This is a genomic window from Sorangiineae bacterium MSr11367 (genome assembly GCA_037157805.1).
Lineage (GTDB): Bacteria > Myxococcota_A > Polyangia > Polyangiales > Polyangiaceae > Pendulispora > Pendulispora rubella.
The window spans coordinates 12,088,246-12,109,883 of sequence record CP089983.1; the positions used below are offsets into that span (position 1 = coordinate 12,088,246).

The window sequence follows — 21,638 nt, forward strand, 5'->3', positions numbered from 1 at the left end:
TTCGAATGACCTGATGCTGGAACCGCGGCAGCGGGATCAAACCGGCGGGACCGGAGCGATGTGGGGTCCAGAAAGGCAGGATCGCCCGAGCTCTGGCGATCCTGCTTCGGGGAACGGGCTAAGGCGCCGGCCTCGCCGGACTTTTTCCCGCTGCCGCTGCTCGCCTGCAAACCACCCGCGAGCCCGCCACCATCCATCGATTGTTGCGTTGGACGGCATCGCGCTCGCAATGTGTCGGCGTCCGAAAGGATGCCGGCCATGCGCGGTGTGAAAAAACGAGACGTCGAAGGAGTGAGTCCGGAAGCTCCGAGCTTTTGCGAAGCGTTGGAGGCTTCGCATCCCGTTTGGCTACGGCGTGGCGATAGATCCCACCCCGCGGGCGGGCTGTCACGGCGCGAGCTCGTCGTTTCGGGGTTCACCTCCGGCTGTGCGCTCGCGCTGACACAAGCCTGCGGCCGCAACACGGCGGGTGACGCGGGCGCCGTCTCCGTCGGGCAAACGTCGACGTCGGCCGCCGAGGCCGCGCGCGAGCTCGACATCGTGCTCCGCGTGAACGGCGAGGCGCACAGCCTGCGGCTCGAGCCTCGCGTATCGCTGCTGGATGCCCTGCGCGAGCGGCTCGGGCTCACCGGAACGAAGAAGGGGTGTGACCATGGCCAGTGCGGCGCGTGCACCGTGCTCGTCGACAAGCGCCGCGTGCATGCGTGCCTCACCCTGGCGGTGATGGTGCAGGGCGCGCCGATCACCACCATCGAGGGCCTGGCGAAGGGGGAAGAACTTCATCCGATGCAGGCGGCCTTCGTGACCTGCGACGGACTCCAATGCGGCTACTGCACACCGGGGCAGATCCTGAGCGCGGTCGGCCTCGTCCACGAGGGGCACGCGAAAACGGACGACGAGGTGCGCGAGGAGATGAGCGGCAACGTCTGCCGCTGCGGGGCGTATTCGAACATCGTGGCCGCCGTTCAGTTGGCGCGCCGCAAAGGGATCGCGTCATGAATCCGTTCGGCTATGTGCGACCGGCCCATGAAGCGGCGGCCCTCGATGCGGGGTCGGAGCCCGACTCGCAGTTCATCGCGGGCGGCACGGGGTTGGTGGATCTGTTGCGACTCGGCGTCGAGAAGCCAGCGCGGCTGGTCGACCTGAACGCGCTCGGGTGGGACAAGATCGAGCCGACACAAGAGGGCGGTCTCTACGTGGGCGCGCTGGTGAAGAACAGCGATCTCGCGTGGCACCCCGAGGTGCAGCGGCGTTACCCCGTTCTCTCGGAAGCCCTGCTCGCCGGCGCATCGCCGCAGCTGCGCAACATGGCCTCGGTCGGCGGGAACCTTCTGCAGCGCACCCGCTGCGGGTACTTTCGCGACGTCGGCGTGACCGAGTGCAACAAGCGCACACCCGGCTCGGGGTGCGCGGCCCTGGGCGGGTACGTGCGCATGCATGCGGTGCTCGGCGGCAGCGAACACTGCATCGCCGTGCATCCCTCGGACATGTGCGTGGCGCTGGTCGCGCTCGATGCGGTGGTGCACGTGCGCGGGCCCACGGGGGCGCGGATCGTACCGGTGGCCGAGTTTCACGTGGCGCCGGGGGCGCACCCCGAGGTGGAGACCGTGCTCGCACGCGGGGACATCGTCGTGGGGATCACCCTGCCGCCGACACCGTTCGCGCGGCGCTCGGCCTACGTGAAGGCGCGGGATCGGGCGTCGTACGCCTTTGCGCTGGCCTCGGCCGCGGCCGCGATGCACCTCGAGGGCGCGGTGATCCGCGAGGCGCGCGTGGCCTTCGGGGGCATTGCCACCAAGCCGTGGCGCAGCAAGGAGGCCGAATACGTGATGCGGGGCGAGCCGGCCACGCGCGCGCTGTTCGAGCGGGCGGCGGAGGTGGCACTGCGAGAGGCACGCCCGCGCTCGGGCAACGAGTTCAAGGTGGCGCTCGCACAACGGGTGCTCGTGCGGGCGCTTTCGCGCGCGGGGGGCATCGCATGAATCGATGGACCGTCGGCCAAGGCATCGACCGAATCGATGCCCGCCTCAAGGTGACCGGCAAGGCCGATTACGCCGCGGAGGCGCAGGTGCCCGGATTGGTTCACGCGGTGATCGTTACAAGCACCGTGGCCCGCGGGCGGATCGCGTCGCTGGACACGAAGAACGCGGAACGCGCGCCCGGCGTTCTTGCGGTGCTTTCGCACCTGCGTGCGCCGAAGCTGCCCGGCATTCGCGCGAAGACGACACCGCAGGATCGCTACCTGCAGCTCTTTCAGGACGACCGCATCGTCTACAACGACCAGCCCATTGCGCTGGTGGTGGCCGACACGTTGGAGCATGCGCAATATGGCGCATCGCGGGTGGTGGCGGGCTACGAGACGGAGCCATTTTCCATCGACATGAACGCGGAGGCACCGCACGCGTACGCGCCGGAGAACGCTGGACCGCATGGCACGACCGACTCGCGCCGCGGGGATGTGAACGCGGCCCTCGGCGCGGCGAAGGTGAGCGTGCGGCAGACGTATTCGACGCCCGTCGAGCACCACAACCCGATGGAACCACACGCGGCCGTCGCCGTGTGGCAGGGCGAGGATCGCGTGACGATTTACGATACGACGCAGGGCATTTTCAGCGTGCGGAACAAGGTGGCCACGCTCTTCGGGATCCCCAAGGAAAACGTGCGCATCGTTTCGCATTACGTGGGCGGCGGGTTCGGCTGCAAGGGCTCGCCGTGGTCCTATGTCGCGCTCGCCGCCATGGGGGCCAAGGTTACCGGGCGCCCGGTGAAGCTCGTGGTTACACGGCCGCAGATGTTCTCGTTGGTCGGGCACCGGCCGCACACCGTGCAGGCCGTGGCGCTCGGAGCCGATGGCGATGGGAAGCTCACGGCCATCTCGCACGACGTGCGCTCTCCGACGTCGCGCTTCGACGAGTTCGTCGAGCCGTCGGCCCTGCAGACGCGCATGCTCTACGCGTGCGCCAACGTGAGCACATCGCACCGACTGGTGCGGCTCGACATTCCGACGCCGACCTTCACCCGTGCGCCCGGCATCGCCACGGGCACGTTCGCGCTGGAGTCCGCGATGGATGAACTCGCGTACGCGTTGAAGATGGACCCCATCGCGCTGCGGCTGAAGAACTACGCGGAGCGCGACCCCGATACGGGCAAACCCTGGTCGAGCAAATCGTTGCGCGAGTGCTACCGGCGCGGGGCCGAGAAGTTCGGCTGGTCGCGGCGCACGCCCGATCCGCGCTCGATGCGCGATGGCCGATGGCTCGTCGGCTGGGGCATGGCCAGCGCCACCTACCCCGCCACGCAGCGCCCGGCCTCCGCGGTCGCGCGTATCCGCGCCGATGGCAGCGCCCTGGTGCAGGCCGGCTCGCAGGACATCGGCACCGGGACGTACACCATCATGACGCAGATTGCTGCCGATACGCTGGCATTGCCGCTCGCGCGTGTGCGCTTCGAGCTGGGCGACACCCTTTTTCCGGAAACCCCCGTATCGGGCGGATCGCAAACGGCCGCCAGCGTGGGCTCGGCGGTGAAGATGGCCGGCCTCGAGGTGCGGAAGAAGCTCATCGAATTGGCCGTCACGGATCCCAAGTCCCCACTTTACGGTCGCCCGGTCGCCGCCATCGATGCCGAGGAGGGTACGCTTTTCGTCAAAGGGAATCGTGCACGCAACGATGGATTCGGCGACATCGTGAAACGCAGTGGAAAAGCCGAAATCGAGGCGCGCGTGGATAGTCCGGAAAAGGAGGATCGCAAACGGTATGCAACGCATTCCTTCGGTGCACAATTCGCCGAAGTGAAGGTGGACGAAGATCTCGGCCTCGTGCGCCTATCACGCTTCGTGGGCGCCTTCGCCGCAGGCAAGATCCTCAATGCCAAAACGGCGGAAAGCCAACTTCAGGGCGGCATCGTATGGGGTATTGGCCTCGCCCTGCACGAGCGCACATGGCGCGACGATCGCAGCGGCAGGGTCATGACACGCGACCTGGCCGATTACCATGTACCGGTGAACGCCGACGTACCGCACATCGACGTCATCACGGTGGACGAAATCGATCCCCACGTGAACGAAATCGGCGCCAAAGGCATCGGCGAAATAGGAATCACCGGAACCGGCGCCGCCATCGCCAATGCGGTATTCCACGCCACCGGCCGACGCATCCGCGACCTGCCCATCATGCTGGACGCTCTTCTATGAAAAAAGCGGTCGCAGCCGCGTTCATGGCACGCGAGGTGCTCTCTTGAATGACGTGGAACCGCAACAAGACAGAAAGAATCCTCCTTTGCGCACAGTCATCGGCGTGATCGTGGTCCTCACCATCGTCGCCGCGGCGGGCATCTTTGCCGTCTACAATCGACGGGACGATGGCAAAATTGGTACGGCGCGCACGACCGCGGGCACGGCCGCCACGTCGAACCGCGATCCGGGTATTTCACCCGACGACTATGGGAAGGTGAATTCCGATGCGCATGCACGCATCACCGCGGCGCGATGCGAGCGCGAGGAGCGCTGCCAAAAGACCGGTGGCGGCAAACAGTACACGGACCGCCCCACCTGCGAGAGGGAGCGGCGCACGCAGGCGAATTACCTGCTTCCCGCGGAGAAGTGCTCGCGCGGCATTCCGGCGGATCGGGTGAACGCGTGCGTCGCCGCCATCGCTGCTGCGAAATGCGACATGCCCGCCGAATCGTTCGACGACCTGGCTCCGTGCACGGCGCAGATACTCTGCCAATGAGCTGTGAAGAAGACACTCGAACGAGGAGACGCCCATGCAAGCCGTCGTATTTCATCGTCCAAAGAAGGTAACGGTCGACCGCGTCGACGACCCGCGGATCGAGGCCCCCACGGACGCCATCCTGCGCGTGACGTCGACCGCCATTTGCGGGTCCGACCTCCATATTTACAACGGATTCTTCCCACAGATTCGAAATCTGGTTCTCGGCCACGAGTTCATGGGCATCGTCGAGGAGATCGGCACGTCGGTGCAGCGTCTCAAAAAGGGCGACCGCGTCGTGGTGCCGTTCCCCGTGGCGTGCGGCCAGTGCTTCTTTTGCGAACGCAGCCTCCCCATTCACTGCGAAAATTCGAATAAGAAGAATTACGGGCCCGAAGGCGGTCTGCTTTCGCAAAAGGGCGGTGGCCTGTTCGGTTACACGGATTTGTACGGAGGTTATGCCGGTGGGCAAGCCGAGTACGTCCGCGTTCCCTATGCCGATTATGGCCCGCGCCGTGTTTCGGATTCGCTCACCGACGATCAAGTGCTCTTTCTGTCGGACATCTTGCCCACGGGCTGGTCGGCCATCGATTGGGCCGAGGTGCGCGGCGGCGAAACGGTCGCCGTATTCGGCTGCGGCCCCGTCGGACTCATGGCGCAAAAATGCGCATGGCTGCGCGGCGCTCGCCAGGTCATCGGCATCGACCGCGTGCCGTACCGTCTGGAGTGCGCGCGCGAGACCGCCAACGCGGAGGTCATCGATGCATCGCGAACCGACCCTGTGCAGGGCATTCGCGATCTCACGCACGGCCGCGGCGCCGATGTTTGCGTGGACGCCGTGGGCATGGAAGCGCACCGCGGCATGGTGAAGAAGATTTCCAACGTGGTGCACGCCGAAGTCGGCAGCATCGAAGTCCTGCGCCAATGCATCAGCGCGGTCCGCCGCGGCGGCAGAGTATCGATCGTCGGCGTGTACGGCATGAACTACGACAATTTTCCGCTCGGCCAAATGTTCGACAAGGGCATCCGCGTCGGCTTCGGCCAAGCGCTCGTTCATCGCTACATCGACGAGTTGATCAAGATCATCGAAAGCGGACACGTGCGCACCGACGACATCATCACGCACCGCGTGGCGCTGTCGGAGGCCCCCCGCGCCTACGACATCTTCTGCCGCAAGGAAGATCACTGCGTGAAGGTTATTCTCAAACCGTGAATTCGGACTTGACCGCTAGGACGCCGAGCGCAGAAGCAGTGCGGCCAAAAGTGCGAAGCCCAATAGGCCGATGCCCAGGCCGACGGCGACGCTGCCGACGCGGCCTTCGATCAATTCGGGCGGGAGGCGGGCGAAGCCGATGCGACCGCGCTTGGCGTGCCGCAGGAGGAGGAGGCCTTCGACCAAGGCGGAGAGGAGCACGGTCCACACGGCGAGGCGCAGGCCGCGGGCGCGCGCACGGGCGGCCACCATGTGCACGGGGCCGAGGCCATCGAGGACGACGGGGCGCGGGAAGACGCGGGCGGTCATGCGCGCGAGGGTCGGGCGCAGCTCGCAGGCGGCGGCGGGCGGGGCATACGGGAAGGCCAAGGTGGCGCCGGACAGGTTTTCGGCGCCGTGGGCTTCGCCGGAGGCGATCACGAAGCCCTTCTCCGGTGCGTCGGTGGGAAAAGGGATGCTCGCGCTGCGCATGCCGCTGCCGTCGACCTTGAGATCCAGGGCGTAGCCGCGCGCGCGCCCCTTCTCGTCGTCGATTTCGACGTAGGCCACGGGACGTGGGGAGGGACTGCGCACGGTCAGGCTGCCGCCCGCCTCGGGCAACGATACCGAGAAGGCGCCGCCGGCGACGGGGATCGCGCCGAACCACTCGCCCGCGCGCGCGTTCTTCCCCTTGCCTTCCTCGGCACGAAACGATGCGCCCACGACGTGCGCGCGGGCGGTCATCGCCACCTCCGCCCAACCGTTGTCGCAGGTGCGGGCCGTCGGCGTGGCCACCTCGAGCCCTGGCTCGGGCTCCACCGTGATGCGCACGTTGCCCAGCGCCGCACCCGTCGCCGCATCGGTCGCGCGCACCAGCACGCGCGAGGGAAACTCGGCGGCGAGCGCGCGGCCGATCACCAGCGCGTCCAGCGCAATGGTCCCTGCGCGACGGTTCGCCGCGAGAAACGTCGGCGTGCGCTCGTCGATGGAATCGGTCCGCTGCGGCGGCACGGTCACCATGCCGTGTGCGAAGTCCTCGCCGGTGCGCGCCGCGACCACTTGCGCCGCGAGCCGTTCGCCCGGGGCGACCCCCTCCAGCGCGAGCCAGGCCTCCGCCACACCGTCGGCGTTGGTCATGCCTTCCCACGTCGCCCCGTGCCCGCCCTGCTGCGTCACCGACACCCGCAGCGGCTCGTTCGGCACCGGCTCCTTGACGCCGCGATCTTCGCGCATCAGCGCCACGGTCCACGCGAGGCCGTGCTGCCCCGATGCCGGCGGTGCACCGTACACGCGGGCCGCGCGCGCATCGTGCGAGGCACCGATACGAAGGCCCAGCGCGATCACCACCACGGAGATCGCCGGTGGGCAGACGAGCAGGGCGCGCTCCCAGCGCGGGTTCATTTTCATCGTGGGGACGGTGATACTACCGGGGCCATCACGGAAGCCGGAACCGAGATGCCCTCCCAACGCACATCGGCTTTCACATTCGGATCCACGGTGATGGGCGGCGGCATCGCCGGCGATGTCCCCAGCGCCCCACGCGCGAGCTCGATGGATCGCACGCCACTCGCCGTGAGCACGTGCACCGACTCACCACGACGCTCGATGTCGACGAACGCATCTCCGACGCCCACCCGCGCGATCTTCACGCCATACGCCCCCGTATCCGTGGGCCGCGCGCTGCGGTAGCTCACGCGGGACACCGTGACAGGCACGCGCGCCTCGGCGGCTTGGCCCACGACTTCCGCGATGAAGCGCGCCACCAGCGCACCGTCATGCCCCATGTGCGGAACCCGATCGTGGCGCACCGAGAAACCTCGATCGCGCAGCACGCGGGCGAGCATCGCACTCTGCGCCGGCGGCGAGACGCGGTCGTCGTCGCCATGCACGAGCCATACGGCCAAGTGCCGCCCGTTCTCCGCCACGTCGAGCGCGTTCACCAGGTGTGCGGCCGCCTCGTTCGGGAGGATGCTCTTCACGTAGGTGCTCGTGTCGTATTTCGAGTCGCCGAAAAAGCTGGTGACGCTGGCAAACTTGTCCGGGTGGTGAAACCCGATGGTCGTCGCCCCCGCCCCGCCCATCGATGCACCCCAGATCGAGATGCGGCGTGGATCGATGGCCACCGCCTGCGAGACAGTGTCGATGGCCCGCATCACCTCGTCCTCGGCCGCCGCCGTGTAGAGCGAGTTGCCCAGGCCGCTCGGCATGAGCAGCACCACGTCACGCGCCGCCGCCTCGCGAAGAAGGTCGGCGTACGCGCCGTAGGTCCACATCGTCCCGTTCCATGGGTGCGTGCCCACGAGAAGCGCGGACGGCTTTTTGATGTCGTGCCCCGGTGGAATGAACACCACCGCCTTCCCTCCGCCCGCCGCGGCGTGCGGCGACGAAAAGGACAGGAGCCCCAAGCCCTCTCGCGATTCGATTTGCGCCCCGAATGTCGGCGCCTGCCCGCACACGATGCGGTGCTCGTACGCGCCCACGTGGATCTCGATCTCCACGTCGTGGGCGCGCTCGGGGCGCGGCGGCAGCGGCACCACCACCGGGCCATTTCCACCCGTGGGCACCGCGGTGCCGTTCACCAGGATGCGACCGCGGCCCGCACAAACGGGGATCTCCAACGCCACGCGCTCCCCACCGGCGACTTGAAAGCGCACCGCGTACAGGCCCGTCGGCAGGTTGTTCCGCGCCAAATCCGCCCAGGTGAGCGCTTTGTACGTCCGACGCGTGCCCCAGGCCCCGCTTGCGGGGCCGTTCCTGACGGGCGTGGGGGCGGCCCCGAGCTCCACGGCGTGAAGCTCGGTCCCTTGCACCGAGGCATGGAGCGGGATGGCACCCGTCAGCGTAGGCGCGTTCGCGCTGGTTGCTCCAGCAGCGTTTCCCGCGGAGGAACTTCCCGCGTCACCCCCGGCCGGAGCCGGCGGAGGGCGCACGCTGGTCGCAGGCCCCACGGTGACGGCGGCTGCGTCCACGGGCGCCGCGAAAACCTTGGTCGGAAGACCAAAGCTCGCGAAAACCCCCACCGTGGCGAGCACGGCACAACGCATCCCTCCTCTTTTCATCGATGTGCCTTGGTAGCGCAAGCCCCCTTGTCAACGCTCGCCGTTCGCACCAGCATCGTGCGCGATGCTGAACGCTAGCGCTACAACGACACAGGCTGCTTCCGAGGAGAGCGAAAAAGTGGGAACCAAACTGGGAGGCGCCAGCTTTTTGCGCGCCCGAATTGGCTCACTCCTCGCGATTTTGCCGCTCGGCATCTGGTCCGTCGTCCACATCTGGAACAACCTATCGGCCTTTCAAGGGGCGGACGCCTGGGAAAAATCCGTCACGTCGTATCCACATCCGGTCGCCCAGGTCATCACCGCCATCGTGGTGCTTCTCCCCCTGCTGATCCATTCGGTCTGGGGCATTGGCCGCCTGCTCAGTGCGCGGCCCAACAACGTCCGGTACGGCTTCTACACCAACCTGAAGTATGCCCTTCAGCGGGTCACCGCGATCGGCCTGCTCCTGTTCATCATCGCGCACCTCTGGCTGGCGTGGGTTCATCCCCGCTTCGTCGAGGGCCATGCCGAGGCCTTCGCCGACATCAGCCATGAAATGCATTTTCACATGCCGACCTTGGTCGTCTACGTGTTGGGCACCCTCGGGCTGGCCTACCACCTGGCCAACGGGCTGCACACCTTCTGCATGGGCTGGGGCATCGTGGAGAGCCGCCGGTCCCTCAAGAAGCTCGAGTGGGTCATCCTGGGCTTCTTTCTCGTTCTGCTGACGATGAGCTGGGGTGCGATTTACGCACTTTACAGCGCCGCCGCGCCCTGAACGGGCCCAAGCCGCCAATCCAAGCCCGCCCAAGCCCACCCGCCGAGCGTCTTCTTTCGGCTGGGCGTTGTCTCCGGCTCGAGCCGGGGGTAACGTTATGGCATATGACCGGCGCGCCTTCACTGCCGCGCGGATCCGTTCGTAGGGGGGGCAAAGAGGAACTTCGGGCCTCGATCCTCAAGACCTACCTCCTTCGTATCCGTGCCGAGAAAGGGGAGCGAGCAGCACGTGCCCTCCTCAACAGTGCGGGCATCGATCCCGCCATCGTCGACAACGAAACCGGGTGGCTCAGCGTCGGGGCCGCCCGTCGTGCGCTCCGCGCGTTGGCCCAGCAGCTGGGTCCATCGGCGCTGCGGCATCGCGGGGAGTACGTCACGCACCCCGAGGCGCTGGGCACGCTGGTGCGCATGCTCCGCATCGCCGAGCAGCCCATCGATGCCTACCGCTACCTCGCGGCCAACGCCCGCGAGGTGACGCGAATTGGTACCTGGGAACTCGAAGAGCTCGGCCCCAAGACGGGCAAGACCCGGAAGAGCGACCGCGCCGTCGTCGATGCCGTCCGCATGACGTACCGCCTGCGCGACGACGCCGTCGAGGATCCCGACCGGCACGACGCGCGCGAAGAGGAGCTGCTCTGCGCCGCACGCGAAGGAGAGCTGGGCGGCATCCCGCGCATCTGGGGCCTGCAGGACGCCGAGATCACGCACAACACGTGCATCGCGAAGGGCGCCGACGCCTGCGTGTACACCGTCCGCTGGCACAGCACCGTGCCGCGAACCGGCGCACCGCTCGGCGGCACCATGGCCGCCATCGGCTGCGGCGGCGCCATTGCCGCGACGGGAGGCTGGGTCGCGGGAAGCATCGCCGCCGTCCTGGGCGCGCTGCTCGGCGGCGGTGCAGGCTACCTGTGGGATCGCAACCGCGAAGATCGCAGCGCGCGCTCCTTCGAGAAGAACCGCATTGCCGCCCTCGAACGCGGCCTCGAGCTGCGGGGCGAACTCGGTTCCACGCCCGGTGAGCTCACCGGCACGGTGCTCGGCGGCAAGTACCGCATCGGGCGCAAGATCGGCTCGGGCGGCATCGGCGTGGTCTACGCCGCGGAGCACGTCTCGCTCGGGCACGAGGTGGCCATCAAGGTTCTGCGCGGGGCCGCGGCACGCGACGGTGGCGAGATCGCACGCCTTCGCCGCGAGGCGTACATCCAGGTGCACGTGGAGCACCCCAACGTCGTGCGCGTGCTCGATCTGGACCAGATGCCCGACGGGTCGATCTACGTCGTCATGGAGCGCCTGGTGGGCCGTTCGCTCGCCGACAAGCTCGGGCGCGAGGGCGCGCTGGCGCCGGGCTTCGCGCTGCCCGTCTTCATCGGCGTGTGCCGCGCGCTCGGCGCTGCGCACCAGAAGGGCGTGGTGCACCGCGATCTCAAGCCGGGCAACATCTTCTTGCTAGAGGACGGCAGCTCCAAGGTGCTCGACTTCGGCATGAGCAAGCTGACCACGGCCGAATCGCTCACGCAGGCGGGCTACACCTTGGGCACGCCCGAGTACATGGCGCCCGAGCAATGCATCGGCGCCGCCGTGGAGGCGCGCACGGACATCTATGCGCTGGGCTGCCTCATGTACGAGGCCCTCACCAGCGAGCTACCCATCGTCGCGCAGAGCCGGCGCGAGCTGCTCGATCTCCATCAGCGCCAGGTGCCCACGCCCATGCGCACGCGCCGTCCCGATCTTCCCATTCCGGAAGCGCTCGACGATGCCGTGATGAAGTGCCTCAAGAAGAAGGTCGCCGATCGACCCCACAGCGCCAACGAGCTGGCCGACATGCTCGAGGCCATCCCACGCGACGGCCTTCCCACGAGCTACCCCTTGGGCGTCGCCCGCCGTGCACCATCGGCCACGCGCCCCCCGCCCGCCCGCGATCGCGACGGCGCGAACGGCAAAAAGGAAGAAGCGCGCGACGACAAGAAAGATCCCGCCGCAGGCGCCGGTGCCGCCCCAGGTGCTGGTCACGGCGCGGCCAAGCCGCCCGTGACGTCGAACTGACGAAGCGCGGGCGTCGCGCTATGCTTTCGCCATGGCCAACATAGCGTTCAAGCGAGGCGACGCGACGTGGGAGGACCTGTTGGCCATCCCGGAGGACGAGCGTTACCACGAGGTCGTCGACGGGGAGATCGTCGAGAAGGCGCATCCGTCGTTCGACCACGGATTCGCACAGGGCGCGCTCATTTCCACCTTGAACCCAAGCTTCCAACGGCGGCCAGGCGGGCGGTTACCCGGGGGCTGGTGGTTGGCGACGGAGGTGGACATCGAGTTCGAAACGCATCAGGTGTATCGACCGGACATTTCCGGATGGCGGCGCGATCGGATCGCGGAACGACCGAGCGGCATTCCGGTTCGAATCCGGCCGGATTGGGTCTGCGAGGTTCTCTCCGCGAGCAACAAGCGCAACGATACGATCCGAAAGGCTCGCACCTACTTCCGCAGGCAAGTGCCGCACTATTGGCTGGTGGATCCGATGGAGGAAACGCTGACCGTTCACCGGTGGACGGCGGAAGGGTATCTCCTCGTCTTGACGGCCGAGCGCGGGGAACGCGTGCGGGCCGAGCCCTTCGAAGCGATCGAGTTTCCGCTAGGTCTTCTTTTCGGCGACGATCCCGAGGATTAATCCTCTCGCTTCCATCCAGTGCGCGGCCAGCGGTTTGCGTCTAAGCTGAATAAGACTGGTCATGTTGCCTTCGCGTCGTTCTGCTGCGCTCGCTTCCGTTCTCGCTGCTGCGCTCTCGTGGTCCAGCGCCGCGTCCGTCGCGTATGGGCAGGATTTCGACCCGCGCGGGCGTCACAAGCCTTCGCAGCCTGCCAAACCGGGGGGCAAACCCGGCGGCGCGCGGCCGCCTTCGTCTTCAGGTACCCCGCCCACCCCGCCGAAGCCACCGGGCAGCCCGCCGGGCGGCGCACCGTCCGCGTCGTCCGAGACGGGTGCATCGCCGACGGTGCTCATCGAGCGCTACGCGAAGATCGTGCTCTCGCAGCCGGGATCGCCCTTTCCGCTGCAACGCCTTGCGCAGCTTTACCGCGACAAGGATGGGAACCTGAACGCGCTCGTGGCCGACTTCGAAAAGCGCGCCGCGACGGCGGGGGGCGAGCAGTACGCGGCCACGGTCACGCTCGCGGGCATCTACAAACTGGACGGGCGCGGCGACGACGCCATCAAGACGTACGAAAAGGCCATCGCGCTCAAGGGCAACGATGCGACCGCGATGCTGGCCCTCGCGCGCCTTCTGCAAGATCGCGGAGACACGGCCGCGGCGCGCAAGCGCTACGAGCAAGCCCTCGCCCTGCAAACGGTGCCCGCCGACAAAGAGCAGACGGTGCGCACGTTGATGGCGCTCGCCCTCGATGCGAAGGACTTCGCCGGTGCGAAGGCGTTCCACAAAGACCTGGTAAAGATGCAGCCGTCGAGCCTCTTCGTGAAGGGCGAGCTCGGACGCGAGCTCTTCACGCGGGGCGAGTTCGAAAAGGCCGAGGCGGAGTTCAAAGAGTTGGCCGCCGCCGCCGCGGGCGACAACCGCGCGCTCGCCCCCGCGCTCAAGGAGCTGGGCAAGGCGCAGGCGAAGGCCCACAAGAACCAAGAGGCCATCGCCACCCTCAAAAAGGCGCTCTCCGTGGCCGGCTCCGAGGCCGCCGTCCGCGCCGAGATCTACGAAGTCATCACGGAGCTTTACCGCGCCGACCAGCAGCTCCCGATGCTCATCAAGCAAATCGAGGACGAGCACCCGAGCGACTTCGCGCGCCTGGCGCTGCTCGGCTCTCTGTACGAAGAGACGGGCGACGCCGTGAATGCGCTGAAAACCTACCAGCGCGCACTGGCCTCGAACCCGCGCCACATCGATTTGCGGCTCAAGATGGTTCGCCTTTTGCAATCGCAAGGAGAACTCGACAAAGCGATTGCCGAATACGAATCCTTGATTCGCGCGGCGCCGAACAATCCCGAGTTCGTCTTCGAACAATGCGACGCCCTCATTCAACGCGGCGATCGCGCCCGAGCGCTGCGGCTCCTCACGCAATTGGAGGCGCGCGCGCAAGGCGACGAAGAAGTGCTCAGCCGCCTGGCCGACTTTTATGGCCGCATCGGCGAAAACGAGAAATCGCTTCACGTCCTCTCGCGGCTCACGCAAGTCGCGCAGAACGACCCATCGCACTTGGTCGACTTGGGCGATCGCTATTTCCAAGATGGTAATACGCAATTGGCGGTGCAAACGTGGAAGCGCATCCTCACCACGGTGAGCCCGCGGGCGCGGGCCCTCGCCGCGTTGGGGGAAGTGTACCTCGAGCACGACATGACCGCCGATGCGCTGACCGCCTTGCGCGAGGCGGCGCAGCTCGAGCCGCAGAACCTCACGTACAAAAAGCAGCTCGCGGGGGCGCTGGAGCGGTCACGCAATTACCAAGAGGCGCGCACGCTCTGGGCGGAGTTGGGCGACAAGGCCAAAAAGAACGGCGACAAGGTGCTGGCCCGCGAGGTGCGCTCGCACATGGTCACGCTCTGGGGGCTCGAGCGAAGCATCGAACGGCAGCTGCCGCCGCTCACAGCGCAGTTCCAGGCCAACCCGCCGGACATCGAAGCGGGGCGCACCCTGGCCGAGGTGCAGATCCACGTGCGCAAGTTGCCCGAGGCCGAGGCCACGCTCCGCCGGGTCATTCAATTGGCGCCGGGCGACGCCGATAGCTATTTGGCCCTGGAGCGCGTGCTCGTGCAGGAGGGCAAACTGCTCGATGCCATCAACGTGCTGGAAAAGCTCGTCGTGGTGGAGCCCAAACGGGCGCGCGAGCTTTACCAGCGCATGGCCCAATATGCGCTGCAGCTTTACCGCGATGACGATGCCATCAAATACGCCGCACGCGCGGTGGAGTTGAGCCCCGAGGACGCGGAAGGCCACCGCCGCCTCGGCGAGATGTACCGCTCGCGGCAGGATACCGCGCGCGCCATCGTCGAATTCCGCGCGGCGCTCGCAAAGAACGATCGCCTGTACATCGTGTATTTCGAATTGGCCGATTTGCTCTTGTCCAAAGGCGAAAACGACGAGGCCGATCGCCTTTTCCGCCGCGTGCTCCGCGGTGCACCGGACGAGGAGCTGGTCGCACGGGCAGCGCGGCTGTCCATGCAGATCAACCTGGGCAAGGGCACGTTGGAATCGCTGGAGCAGGAGCTCTTGCCGCTGGCCATTGGCAATCCGCAAAAATCGATTTACCGGCGCCTGTTGGTCGAGATTTACGGCAGCCTGACCTTCGGCTTGGTGCAGCGGGTGAAGCGCACGGCCAGCCCCACGGCCACCGATGGCGAACGCGCCACCGTGCAAAAGGACGCCGAGGAGGCGCGCACAGCGCTGGCGCGGGTCGGCGGGCGCGCGGTCAAACCGCTGCTCGATGCGCTGGCCGATCAAGACGCGGGGCAGCAGCGCGTGGCCATCGACGTGCTCGGCTACGTGCAGAACAAGAATGCCGGCGCGGCCCTCTTCTCGTATGCCACGGGGCCGGGCGATCCGGCGCTGCGGGCGCGGGCCATGATCGCGTGCGGTGCCCTGCGGGATCCGGGGCTCTTGCCGAAGTACCGTTCGCTCTTGTTCCCCAAGGGCGAGGCGCAGCTCGACGAGGGAACGCCGACGGACGCCGTCGCCGTCGCCGCGGTGTGGGGGCTCTCGCGCATGCAGGACAAGCGCGCCGTCGCGATGCTTCGCAACCTGACCCGCCACGGCACGCCGGAGATGCGCGGGCTGTCCGTGCTCGGGTTGGGGCAGCTCAAGGATCGCGGCTCGATTGCCGAGATCGCGCGGGTGGCCCGCACCTTGGACTCGGGCAACGTGGCGCGTGCCTCGGCGGCGTTCGCGCTGGGTGAGCTCGCGGCCGATTCGGAATCGGCCACGTTGCTTTCGCTGGCGCAAGGGCCGGATCCGTTGCCTCGGCAACTGGCCTTGGTGGCCCTGGCGCGCATGGGCGTGCAGAAGAATGGCGAGCCGCCGGGCGGAAAGGGGGCCCTGGGTGCCATGGCCGATGCCGTGTTCGCGGGGCGCGACGCGGAGGGTACGCGGGCGCGCAATTCGTCGGAGGCCCTGCGCGGAGCGGGCAGCTCCGCCTTGATCCTACTTGCGACCACGTCCGCATCCGCGCGGCCCGCACCGGGTGCGGGGGCGCAGGGTGAGCTTCTCCCGGTGCCCGATGGGGCGCTCGACGTGGAGGGCATTTTGCTACGGCTCGTGTCACGCACCTTCACCGCGAAGGAGCGGGCCCGCGCGGTGACGAAGTACGGCGATGCGCTGGAGGCCGCGGCGCTCGCGGGCCTGCGCACCTCGGCCGACCGCGCGCTGACCGTGCTCGATGCCGTGGGCGCGGGCGAAGGCGCGCTGCGGCCCTTCGTGGAGGCCGACGCGTCCAAGGATCCCGACGTGCAGGCCGCGCAGACGCGGGCGAAATCGCTGGCGCGCGCCCTGGAGGCGCAGGCCATCTCGCTCGCGCGCCACCCCGAGGTGGAGGTGCGGCAAAAGGCCATCGTGCTCTTGTCGCACCTGCCGACGGATGCGGCGAGCGAAGCGGTCGTCCAAGCGGTGGCCGATCGCGACGAAGAAGTGCAGCGCGTGGCCCTCGCGGCCATCGGATCGCACGGGAGCGCGCGGGCGGTGGCGGCCGTGGCGAGGCTCCTCGGCGAGCAGGAAAATTGGGCCATGCGCGTGCTCGCCGTGCAGGCGCTGGGACGACTGGGCAATGCGTCGCCCGACGCGGGCCGGCACCTGCGCGAAGCCGCCACCAAGGACTCGTACGCGCTCGTGCGCGAAGCTGCGATGAAGGCGCTCGCGACGTTCGACGTCCGTGGGGCACAAGAGATCGCGCAGCGCATTTCCACCACCGATCCCGAGCCGCGTGTCCGCGAAAGCGCCCGCGCCATTCTGCAACACGGAAAACCGTGAACCTCTCCATCCTGCGAATCGTGACGGGCGGCGCGCTACCGCTCCTGCTCCTCGGCCTCGGCAGCTGCCGCAACACCTCGCGCTTCTCCACGGGGGATGGCCACTACGAGGGCACGGTCATCAACGGCAGCTTCGTGCGCTTCAACGTGCCCGAGAACACGCGCATGTGCCTCACCCTGGACATGGACCGCTTTCAAAGCCTGCCGGGAACCATCACCACCTCGGACGGCCTCTTTCGGGCGACGGCGCTGGAGAACATGCCGCAAATCTGGCACGACCCGCTCTCGACCTTGTCGTTCGGCGAGGGTCGCGAGAAGAACATGATGTACGTGGCCACCCCGCAGGCCACCGAGCTCCGCAACCGCGCGGACATCACCGTCGTCGTCTCCCTCATGAGCTCGGGCGACGTCGAGGTCCGCTTGATGCGCGGCGCACAGCGCGACTCGCCCGATCCCGAGGCGGCGACGGCCTTGTTCGGCGTGTTCGTGCTACAGCAACACCCGGGCAACTGCCCGATCTAGACATGCTCGTACTCGGAATCGAATCATCGTGCGACGAAACCGGCGCGGCCGTCGTACGCAGCGATGGAACCGTTTTATCCGACGTGGTGCAGAGCCAAGTCGACCTGCACGCGCGCTACGGCGGCGTCGTGCCGGAGCTTGCCTCACGCGACCATGCGCGAAACATCGACCCCGTGGTGCGCGAAGCGCTCGCACGGGCCAACGTCGGCTTGGACGATCTCGATGGCATCGCGGTCACCAACCGGCCCGGCCTCGTGGGCGCGCTCCTCGTCGGCGTGCAGTTTGCCAAAGGGATCGCGTGGTCGCGCGGCCTGCCGTTGGTCGGCGTCGACCACCTCGTGGGCCACCTCTTGGCCGTCTTTCTGCGCCGGCCCGCCGACGAAGACGCACCGCGACCCGAGTTTCCCTTCGTCGCGTTGCTCGCATCGGGCGGGCACACCTCGATTTACCAAGTCGATGGCCCCACGGCCGATGCGTGCCGCGAGCTCGGAGGCACACGGGACGACGCCGCCGGGGAAGCCTTCGACAAGGTGGCCAAGCTCTTAGGGCTGGGCTATCCCGGCGGGCCCGTGATCGACCGATTGGCCGCTATCGGGGATGCCTCGCGCTTTCCGCAGAAAGCGCCCATGGCTTCGGTGCGTTCGCTCGAATTCAGCTTTTCGGGAATCAAGTCGCGGATGGCCCGACATGTGGCCGACCACGGACGACCCAAGGATGAGGCGGAAATCGCCGCGCTTTGTGCGTCGTTTCAGCGCGCGGTGACCGATGTTCTGGCCAAGAAGCTGGTGCAGGCCGCCGAGATGAATGGTGTGTCCCGCGTCGTCCTCGGCGGCGGCGTCGCTGCAAATCGGGAATTGCGCGAACGCGTGAAAACCTTGGCGAATGCCCGCGGAATCGACTCCTTCGTCCCGCCATTGGCAAGTTGCACGGACAACGCGGCAATGATCGCGTATGCCGGAGCCGCACGCTTGGGCCGCGGAGACCGCGACGGATGGGATCTCACCGCCACGAGTCAGACCTCGCTTCTTCGATTGACTCGCAAGGGAAGAGGGGCGAGGTAATGGCTATGGCGATATGGACAGACTTCAAGAAGTTTGCGCTCAAGGGGAACGTCATCGATCTGGCGGTCGGTGTGATCATCGGCGCTTCATTTGCCAAAATCACCGACTCCCTCGTCAAAGACATGATCATGCCGCCCATCGGTCTGTTGGTCGGCAAAATCGACTTTTCGAATCTGTTCATCAATCTAGGGGAAAAGAGTTACGCGACGTTGGCCGAGGCCAAGACGGCCGGCGCGCCCACGCTCAACTACGGCAACTTTCTCCAGACGGTGCTCGACTTCTTCATTCTGGCCTTTGCCATTTTCATGCTGGTCAAGCAGATGACCCGCCTGCAACTCCGCGCGGATGCCACCAAAGACTGCCCGGCGTGCACGAAGCCGATTCCCTTGGCCGCCAGCCGATGCCCTGAGTGCACGGAATCGCTGAAGGCGGCGTAGCGCTCGCGCAGGGACAAAAAAAGCAAACGCCAAGGACGCCAAGATCATTCGTTATGATCTTGGCGCTCTTGGCGTCTTGGCGGTTCGATTTTCAGTGCTTCTTTGCGGGGTGCTTGCGCTTGCCGCCGTTGCTCGGCGTGGCGTGGGCGCGCGGGCTGTCGTGGCCCTCGCGTCCGTCGTGGGCGTCGGCGAGGCGGTCCTGCGCGGACATGCGGCCGGCCGGCGCGAGCACGATTTCCAAGGTCTCACCCTTGGCGCGCACCACGTAGTTCGGCACGCCGTCCTTGAACGTCACCGAGAGCTCGGCGCCCGCGGGATCGTTCACCACCTTGATGCTCGCGATGCGGCCATCGCGTGCGGCGAGCGGTGCGGCGGCCTCCAGGGAGCGACGCGATGGAATCACCACGGTAAAGCCCGTCGGCTGGGCAGCGCCGTTGAGCTTCTCGATGGCCCCGTCCATGCGCAGACGCAGCACGTTGCCATGGGACACGGCGCCGTTGGAGAACGGTGCCACTGCAATGCGACGTGGGGGCGGTGCACGGCGCTCCTCGCGCTGCGGTGTGGCGTCGGCGAAGTTCGGCGCCGATGCGGCCTCGGGCTGCGGCGCCGGGGCGTTCGCCAGCGCGCCGCTCGCCCCTGGCGCACCGGCGGCGTTGGGCGCCGGGGCCGCGCTGTCGGCCGGGGCGGCCGGAGCCGCGCTGGCCATGGGCGCTTCGTTGGCGGCGGCCTCGGGTGCAGGCGGCGGGGCCGCCGGCTTGCGCATCGCGACCGCGCCCAGAATGAGCAGCGCACCCGCCACGCCCCCGAGGATCATCTTCTTCTTGTCCAGCGACGCAAGCCCTGCCGGCTTGTCCTCCAGACCCTCGCGCAGCGACGCGAAGTCGCGCACCACCTTGCGACCTTCCGCGTGCAGCCCACCGCCCGGCGGCGGCGCCGTCACCCGGCGCATCGGAATGCCCACGTCGTCCTTCGCCTCGCGTCCGTCGCGCTGGTCGCGCCACTTTCGCGCCGCGAGCAGCGCGAACGTCGTCTTCGCCCGCTGCGCGAACGCGTTGATCGCCGGCGTCACCTTCGCCGCACTCCGCGAAATGGCGCCCTTCATGCGATCCGCGGCCGTCGGTGCATCGCCCTCGGCGTCGCCAGGATCGGTGTCGCTCATCTCGACGTCGACCCCACCGTCGCTCGGCGGCGGCGGCACCACGGCTTCGGCCGTCATCGTGTCGGCGCGCTCGAGCACCTCGCGCGGCTCTTCACGCACCTCGCGAACCTCGCGCACGTCACGCGCATCGCGCATGTCGGCAGGCGGCGCCACCACGGGGCCCACCCCGCGCACCGTTTTCGCCGTCTCCATCGGCGAGAACTCGTCCGCGTATTTCAACGCGACCACCAACTCCGGCACCTGGGAGCCCGGATCCACCTGCACCTCGACCCGGTCGATCACCGCGGGGCGCTTCTTCCCCGTCTCGGCGTTCTCCAGCTCGAGCCCTTTGCCAACCTGCAGGAACCCGAGTTCGCTGCCCACGGTCAGCTCCGCCTGCTGCATGCCCTTCACGCGCGCCTTCATCGGCGAGCCCAGGCCCTCGATGTGCAGCCGCACCTTCATCCCGGGCCCTGCACGCCGGGGCGGTGCTTCCCGGCCCGCGTCCATCTCGTGCGGCGCCGGCGGCGAGACACACATCATTTGCCCGAGGATGCGAGCGCTGTCGGCGTCCAGGTTCGAGAACCGAATCCCGAATTCGCCTCCACGCGACGCCTCGCGCGACCACACGACCTCGCCCGAGGCCAGCACCATCTCGCGGGGTCCCGCATCGAAGCGGCACGTCAGCGGCTGGCCCACCTCGGGAAGGTAAGCAGTTCTCAGATGAATCCCCTCCAGCGAGACGTCGACCGCCTGCGCCTCGAAAGCCGGGCCGGTCGCGCCGCCGACTTCCACCATCGCTTCAAACGGAATCCGCGTCGCACCGGGCGCGCGGCGATCTCCTTCGCTCATCGTTTCCTCCAACGGATACGGACTCTCGCTGGATAAGAAACCGAGACGATGTGGGCCAAGTTTTCTCGTACGAAGTCGATTCATCCGACCAACGGGCGCCCGCGAGCACCCGCCGCAGCGCGCTCACGTTGCCGACCACGGCAATCGCGCCAAGGGCCACGAGCAGCGGCAAAAGCTGCAGTGCCGGGTCCAAATCGGGCACCGCCGACGCGACCAGCGGCACCAGCACCGCGCCCGCGAGCAAGAACGTCAGCCGCTCCGCCCGGCGCATCGGTGCCTTCACGTCCGGCGCGCCGATCTCACGAAGCATCGCCGAGGCGTAGCTCACCATGAAGCCGCCCACGAGCGCGGCCAGGACCAACGCGAGCATCCACGCCGTGTCGTGCACGTAGATGGCGATGCCTCCGAGAAAGAGCGCCTCCACGTAGCGGTCCACCGTCGTATCGAGCAGCTTCCCGAAACGGCTCACCGACTGCGTCTGCCGGGCAACGAGTCCATCGACCGCGTCCGCCAGCGCCGCCGCACACGCGGCGACCGCCCCGAGGCCGAAGTGCCCGAGCGCAAAGAACATCGCCGCCAAGGCCGCGAAGCCCAACGAGGAGACCGTGACGCCATTGGCCGATATACCTAGCCAAACGATCAGGCGCGCCACGGGCTGGAGCGCGCTGTAGACCGCCTCCATGGGGGCCTTGCCCACGATGGCCAGCGGCGCCTCGCGTTCGAGCCGTTCGAAGGAGCGCACCCCCACACGGAGGGTAAGCGCCAAGAATGCCGCGAGCACGGCAACGAGCGTAATGCAGAGCACGACGGACGCCGCGCAATCGATTGAACTACCCAAGGCATGCCTCCGCGGCTGTACGAGCCAGCCACGCGAGTCTGGGACCTACACCTAGCAACGACGAGTTGCCAACGTACGAACCGTCGTCGAGGCACCACGAGTGGGGAGCTTTATTG

The 21,638-nt window shown here is 67.5% G+C and carries 15 protein-coding genes and 1 pseudogene; 12 read left to right on the forward strand and 4 right to left on the reverse strand.

Annotated features, from left to right (window positions below; all coding sequences use genetic code 11):
• Positions 1-258: 258 nt before the first annotated feature.
• From LVJ94_46860 to LVJ94_46880, 5 genes are all read left to right on the forward strand, one after another.
• Positions 259-999, forward strand: coding sequence for a 2Fe-2S iron-sulfur cluster-binding protein (locus LVJ94_46860; GenBank protein WXB04413.1), 741 nt, complete (start codon positions 259-261; stop codon positions 997-999).
• The gene (locus tag LVJ94_46865; protein ID WXB04414.1) at positions 996-1,982 is read left to right on the forward strand and encodes a xanthine dehydrogenase family protein subunit M; all 987 of its coding nucleotides are present in this window, start codon (positions 996-998) and stop codon (positions 1,980-1,982) included. The genes LVJ94_46860 and LVJ94_46865 overlap by 4 nt, the downstream gene beginning before the upstream one ends.
• Complete coding sequence (locus LVJ94_46870) at positions 1,979-4,192, forward strand: xanthine dehydrogenase family protein molybdopterin-binding subunit (protein WXB04415.1); 2,214 nt, start codon at positions 1,979-1,981, stop codon at positions 4,190-4,192. The genes LVJ94_46865 and LVJ94_46870 overlap by 4 nt, the downstream gene beginning before the upstream one ends.
• Before the next feature lie 85 nt (positions 4,193-4,277).
• Positions 4,278-4,730 (forward strand): DUF6184 family natural product biosynthesis lipoprotein, encoded by a 453-nt coding sequence (locus tag LVJ94_46875; GenBank protein WXB04416.1) that lies wholly within the window; start codon positions 4,278-4,280, stop codon positions 4,728-4,730.
• A gap of 34 nt (positions 4,731-4,764) precedes the next feature.
• Complete coding sequence (locus tag LVJ94_46880) at positions 4,765-5,922, forward strand: glutathione-dependent formaldehyde dehydrogenase (GenBank protein WXB04417.1); 1,158 nt, start codon at positions 4,765-4,767, stop codon at positions 5,920-5,922.
• A 15-nt stretch (positions 5,923-5,937) separates the two neighbouring features.
• Here LVJ94_46880 and LVJ94_46885 read toward each other — a convergent pair whose 3' ends face one another.
• Together LVJ94_46885 and LVJ94_46890 are read right to left on the reverse strand one after the other, a co-directional pair.
• On the reverse strand, positions 5,938-7,308 hold the full coding sequence (locus LVJ94_46885) for a hypothetical protein (GenBank protein ID WXB04418.1): 1,371 nt from the start codon (positions 7,306-7,308) through the stop codon (positions 5,938-5,940).
• Entirely contained in the window at positions 7,305-8,960 is a 1,656-nt protein-coding gene (locus tag LVJ94_46890) for a prolyl oligopeptidase family serine peptidase (GenBank protein ID WXB04419.1), read from the reverse strand. Before LVJ94_46890 ends, LVJ94_46885 begins: the two co-directional genes overlap by 4 nt.
• Positions 8,961-9,078: 118 nt before the next feature.
• Between LVJ94_46890 and LVJ94_46895 the strand changes: the two genes are divergently transcribed.
• From LVJ94_46895 to mscL, 7 genes and pseudogenes are all read left to right on the forward strand, one after another.
• Positions 9,079-9,717 (forward strand): succinate dehydrogenase, encoded by a 639-nt coding sequence (locus LVJ94_46895; protein ID WXB04420.1) that lies wholly within the window; start codon positions 9,079-9,081, stop codon positions 9,715-9,717.
• A gap of 104 nt (positions 9,718-9,821) precedes the next feature.
• Positions 9,822-11,759, forward strand: coding sequence for a serine/threonine protein kinase (locus tag LVJ94_46900; GenBank protein WXB04421.1), 1,938 nt, complete (start codon positions 9,822-9,824; stop codon positions 11,757-11,759).
• A gap of 31 nt (positions 11,760-11,790) precedes the next feature.
• Positions 11,791-12,381 (forward strand): Uma2 family endonuclease, encoded by a 591-nt coding sequence (locus LVJ94_46905; protein WXB04422.1) that lies wholly within the window; start codon positions 11,791-11,793, stop codon positions 12,379-12,381.
• A 61-nt stretch (positions 12,382-12,442) separates the two neighbouring features.
• Positions 12,443-16,675 carry a tetratricopeptide repeat protein gene (locus tag LVJ94_46910; GenBank protein WXB04423.1) on the forward strand — a complete coding sequence of 1,411 codons (4,233 nt, stop codon included), beginning with the start codon at positions 12,443-12,445 and terminating at the stop codon, positions 16,673-16,675.
• Entirely contained in the window at positions 16,672-17,196 is a 525-nt protein-coding gene (locus tag LVJ94_46915; GenBank protein WXB04424.1) for a hypothetical protein, read from the forward strand. Before LVJ94_46910 ends, LVJ94_46915 begins: the two co-directional genes overlap by 4 nt.
• A gap of 2 nt (positions 17,197-17,198) precedes the next feature.
• On the forward strand, positions 17,199-18,257 hold the full coding sequence (tsaD, locus tag LVJ94_46920; GenBank protein ID WXB04425.1) for a tRNA (adenosine(37)-N6)-threonylcarbamoyltransferase complex transferase subunit TsaD: 1,059 nt from the start codon (positions 17,199-17,201) through the stop codon (positions 18,255-18,257).
• An 11-nt stretch (positions 18,258-18,268) separates the two neighbouring features.
• Positions 18,269-18,574, forward strand: a pseudogene (gene mscL / locus LVJ94_46925) (large conductance mechanosensitive channel protein MscL).
• 211 nt (positions 18,575-18,785) lie between these two features.
• Here the strand turns inward: mscL and LVJ94_46930 are convergent.
• Positions 18,786-20,684 carry a PilZ domain-containing protein gene (locus LVJ94_46930; protein WXB04426.1) on the reverse strand — a complete coding sequence of 633 codons (1,899 nt, stop codon included), beginning with the start codon at positions 20,682-20,684 and terminating at the stop codon, positions 18,786-18,788.
• Positions 20,635-21,522 carry a CDP-alcohol phosphatidyltransferase family protein gene (locus LVJ94_46935; GenBank protein WXB04427.1) on the reverse strand — a complete coding sequence of 296 codons (888 nt, stop codon included), beginning with the start codon at positions 21,520-21,522 and terminating at the stop codon, positions 20,635-20,637. The genes LVJ94_46930 and LVJ94_46935 overlap by 50 nt, the downstream gene beginning before the upstream one ends.
• Positions 21,523-21,638 lie beyond the last annotated feature (116 nt).

Coding starts and splice junctions, on each gene's coding strand:
- LVJ94_46900 (WXB04421.1), top strand. CDS start 9,822: ATGACCGGCGCGCCTTCACTGCCGCGCGGATCCGTTCGTAGGGGGGGC.
- LVJ94_46930 (WXB04426.1), bottom strand. CDS start 20,684: ATGAGCGAAGGAGATCGCCGCGCGCCCGGTGCGACGCGGATTCCGTTT.
- LVJ94_46905 (WXB04422.1), top strand. CDS start 11,791: ATGGCCAACATAGCGTTCAAGCGAGGCGACGCGACGTGGGAGGACCTG.
- LVJ94_46860 (WXB04413.1), top strand. CDS start 259: ATGCGCGGTGTGAAAAAACGAGACGTCGAAGGAGTGAGTCCGGAAGCT.
- LVJ94_46870 (WXB04415.1), top strand. CDS start 1,979: ATGAATCGATGGACCGTCGGCCAAGGCATCGACCGAATCGATGCCCGC.
- LVJ94_46890 (WXB04419.1), bottom strand. CDS start 8,960: ATGAAAAGAGGAGGGATGCGTTGTGCCGTGCTCGCCACGGTGGGGGTT.
- LVJ94_46885 (WXB04418.1), bottom strand. CDS start 7,308: ATGAAAATGAACCCGCGCTGGGAGCGCGCCCTGCTCGTCTGCCCACCG.
- LVJ94_46880 (WXB04417.1), top strand. CDS start 4,765: ATGCAAGCCGTCGTATTTCATCGTCCAAAGAAGGTAACGGTCGACCGC.
- LVJ94_46865 (WXB04414.1), top strand. CDS start 996: ATGAATCCGTTCGGCTATGTGCGACCGGCCCATGAAGCGGCGGCCCTC.
- LVJ94_46910 (WXB04423.1), top strand. CDS start 12,443: ATGTTGCCTTCGCGTCGTTCTGCTGCGCTCGCTTCCGTTCTCGCTGCT.
- tsaD (WXB04425.1), top strand. CDS start 17,199: ATGCTCGTACTCGGAATCGAATCATCGTGCGACGAAACCGGCGCGGCC.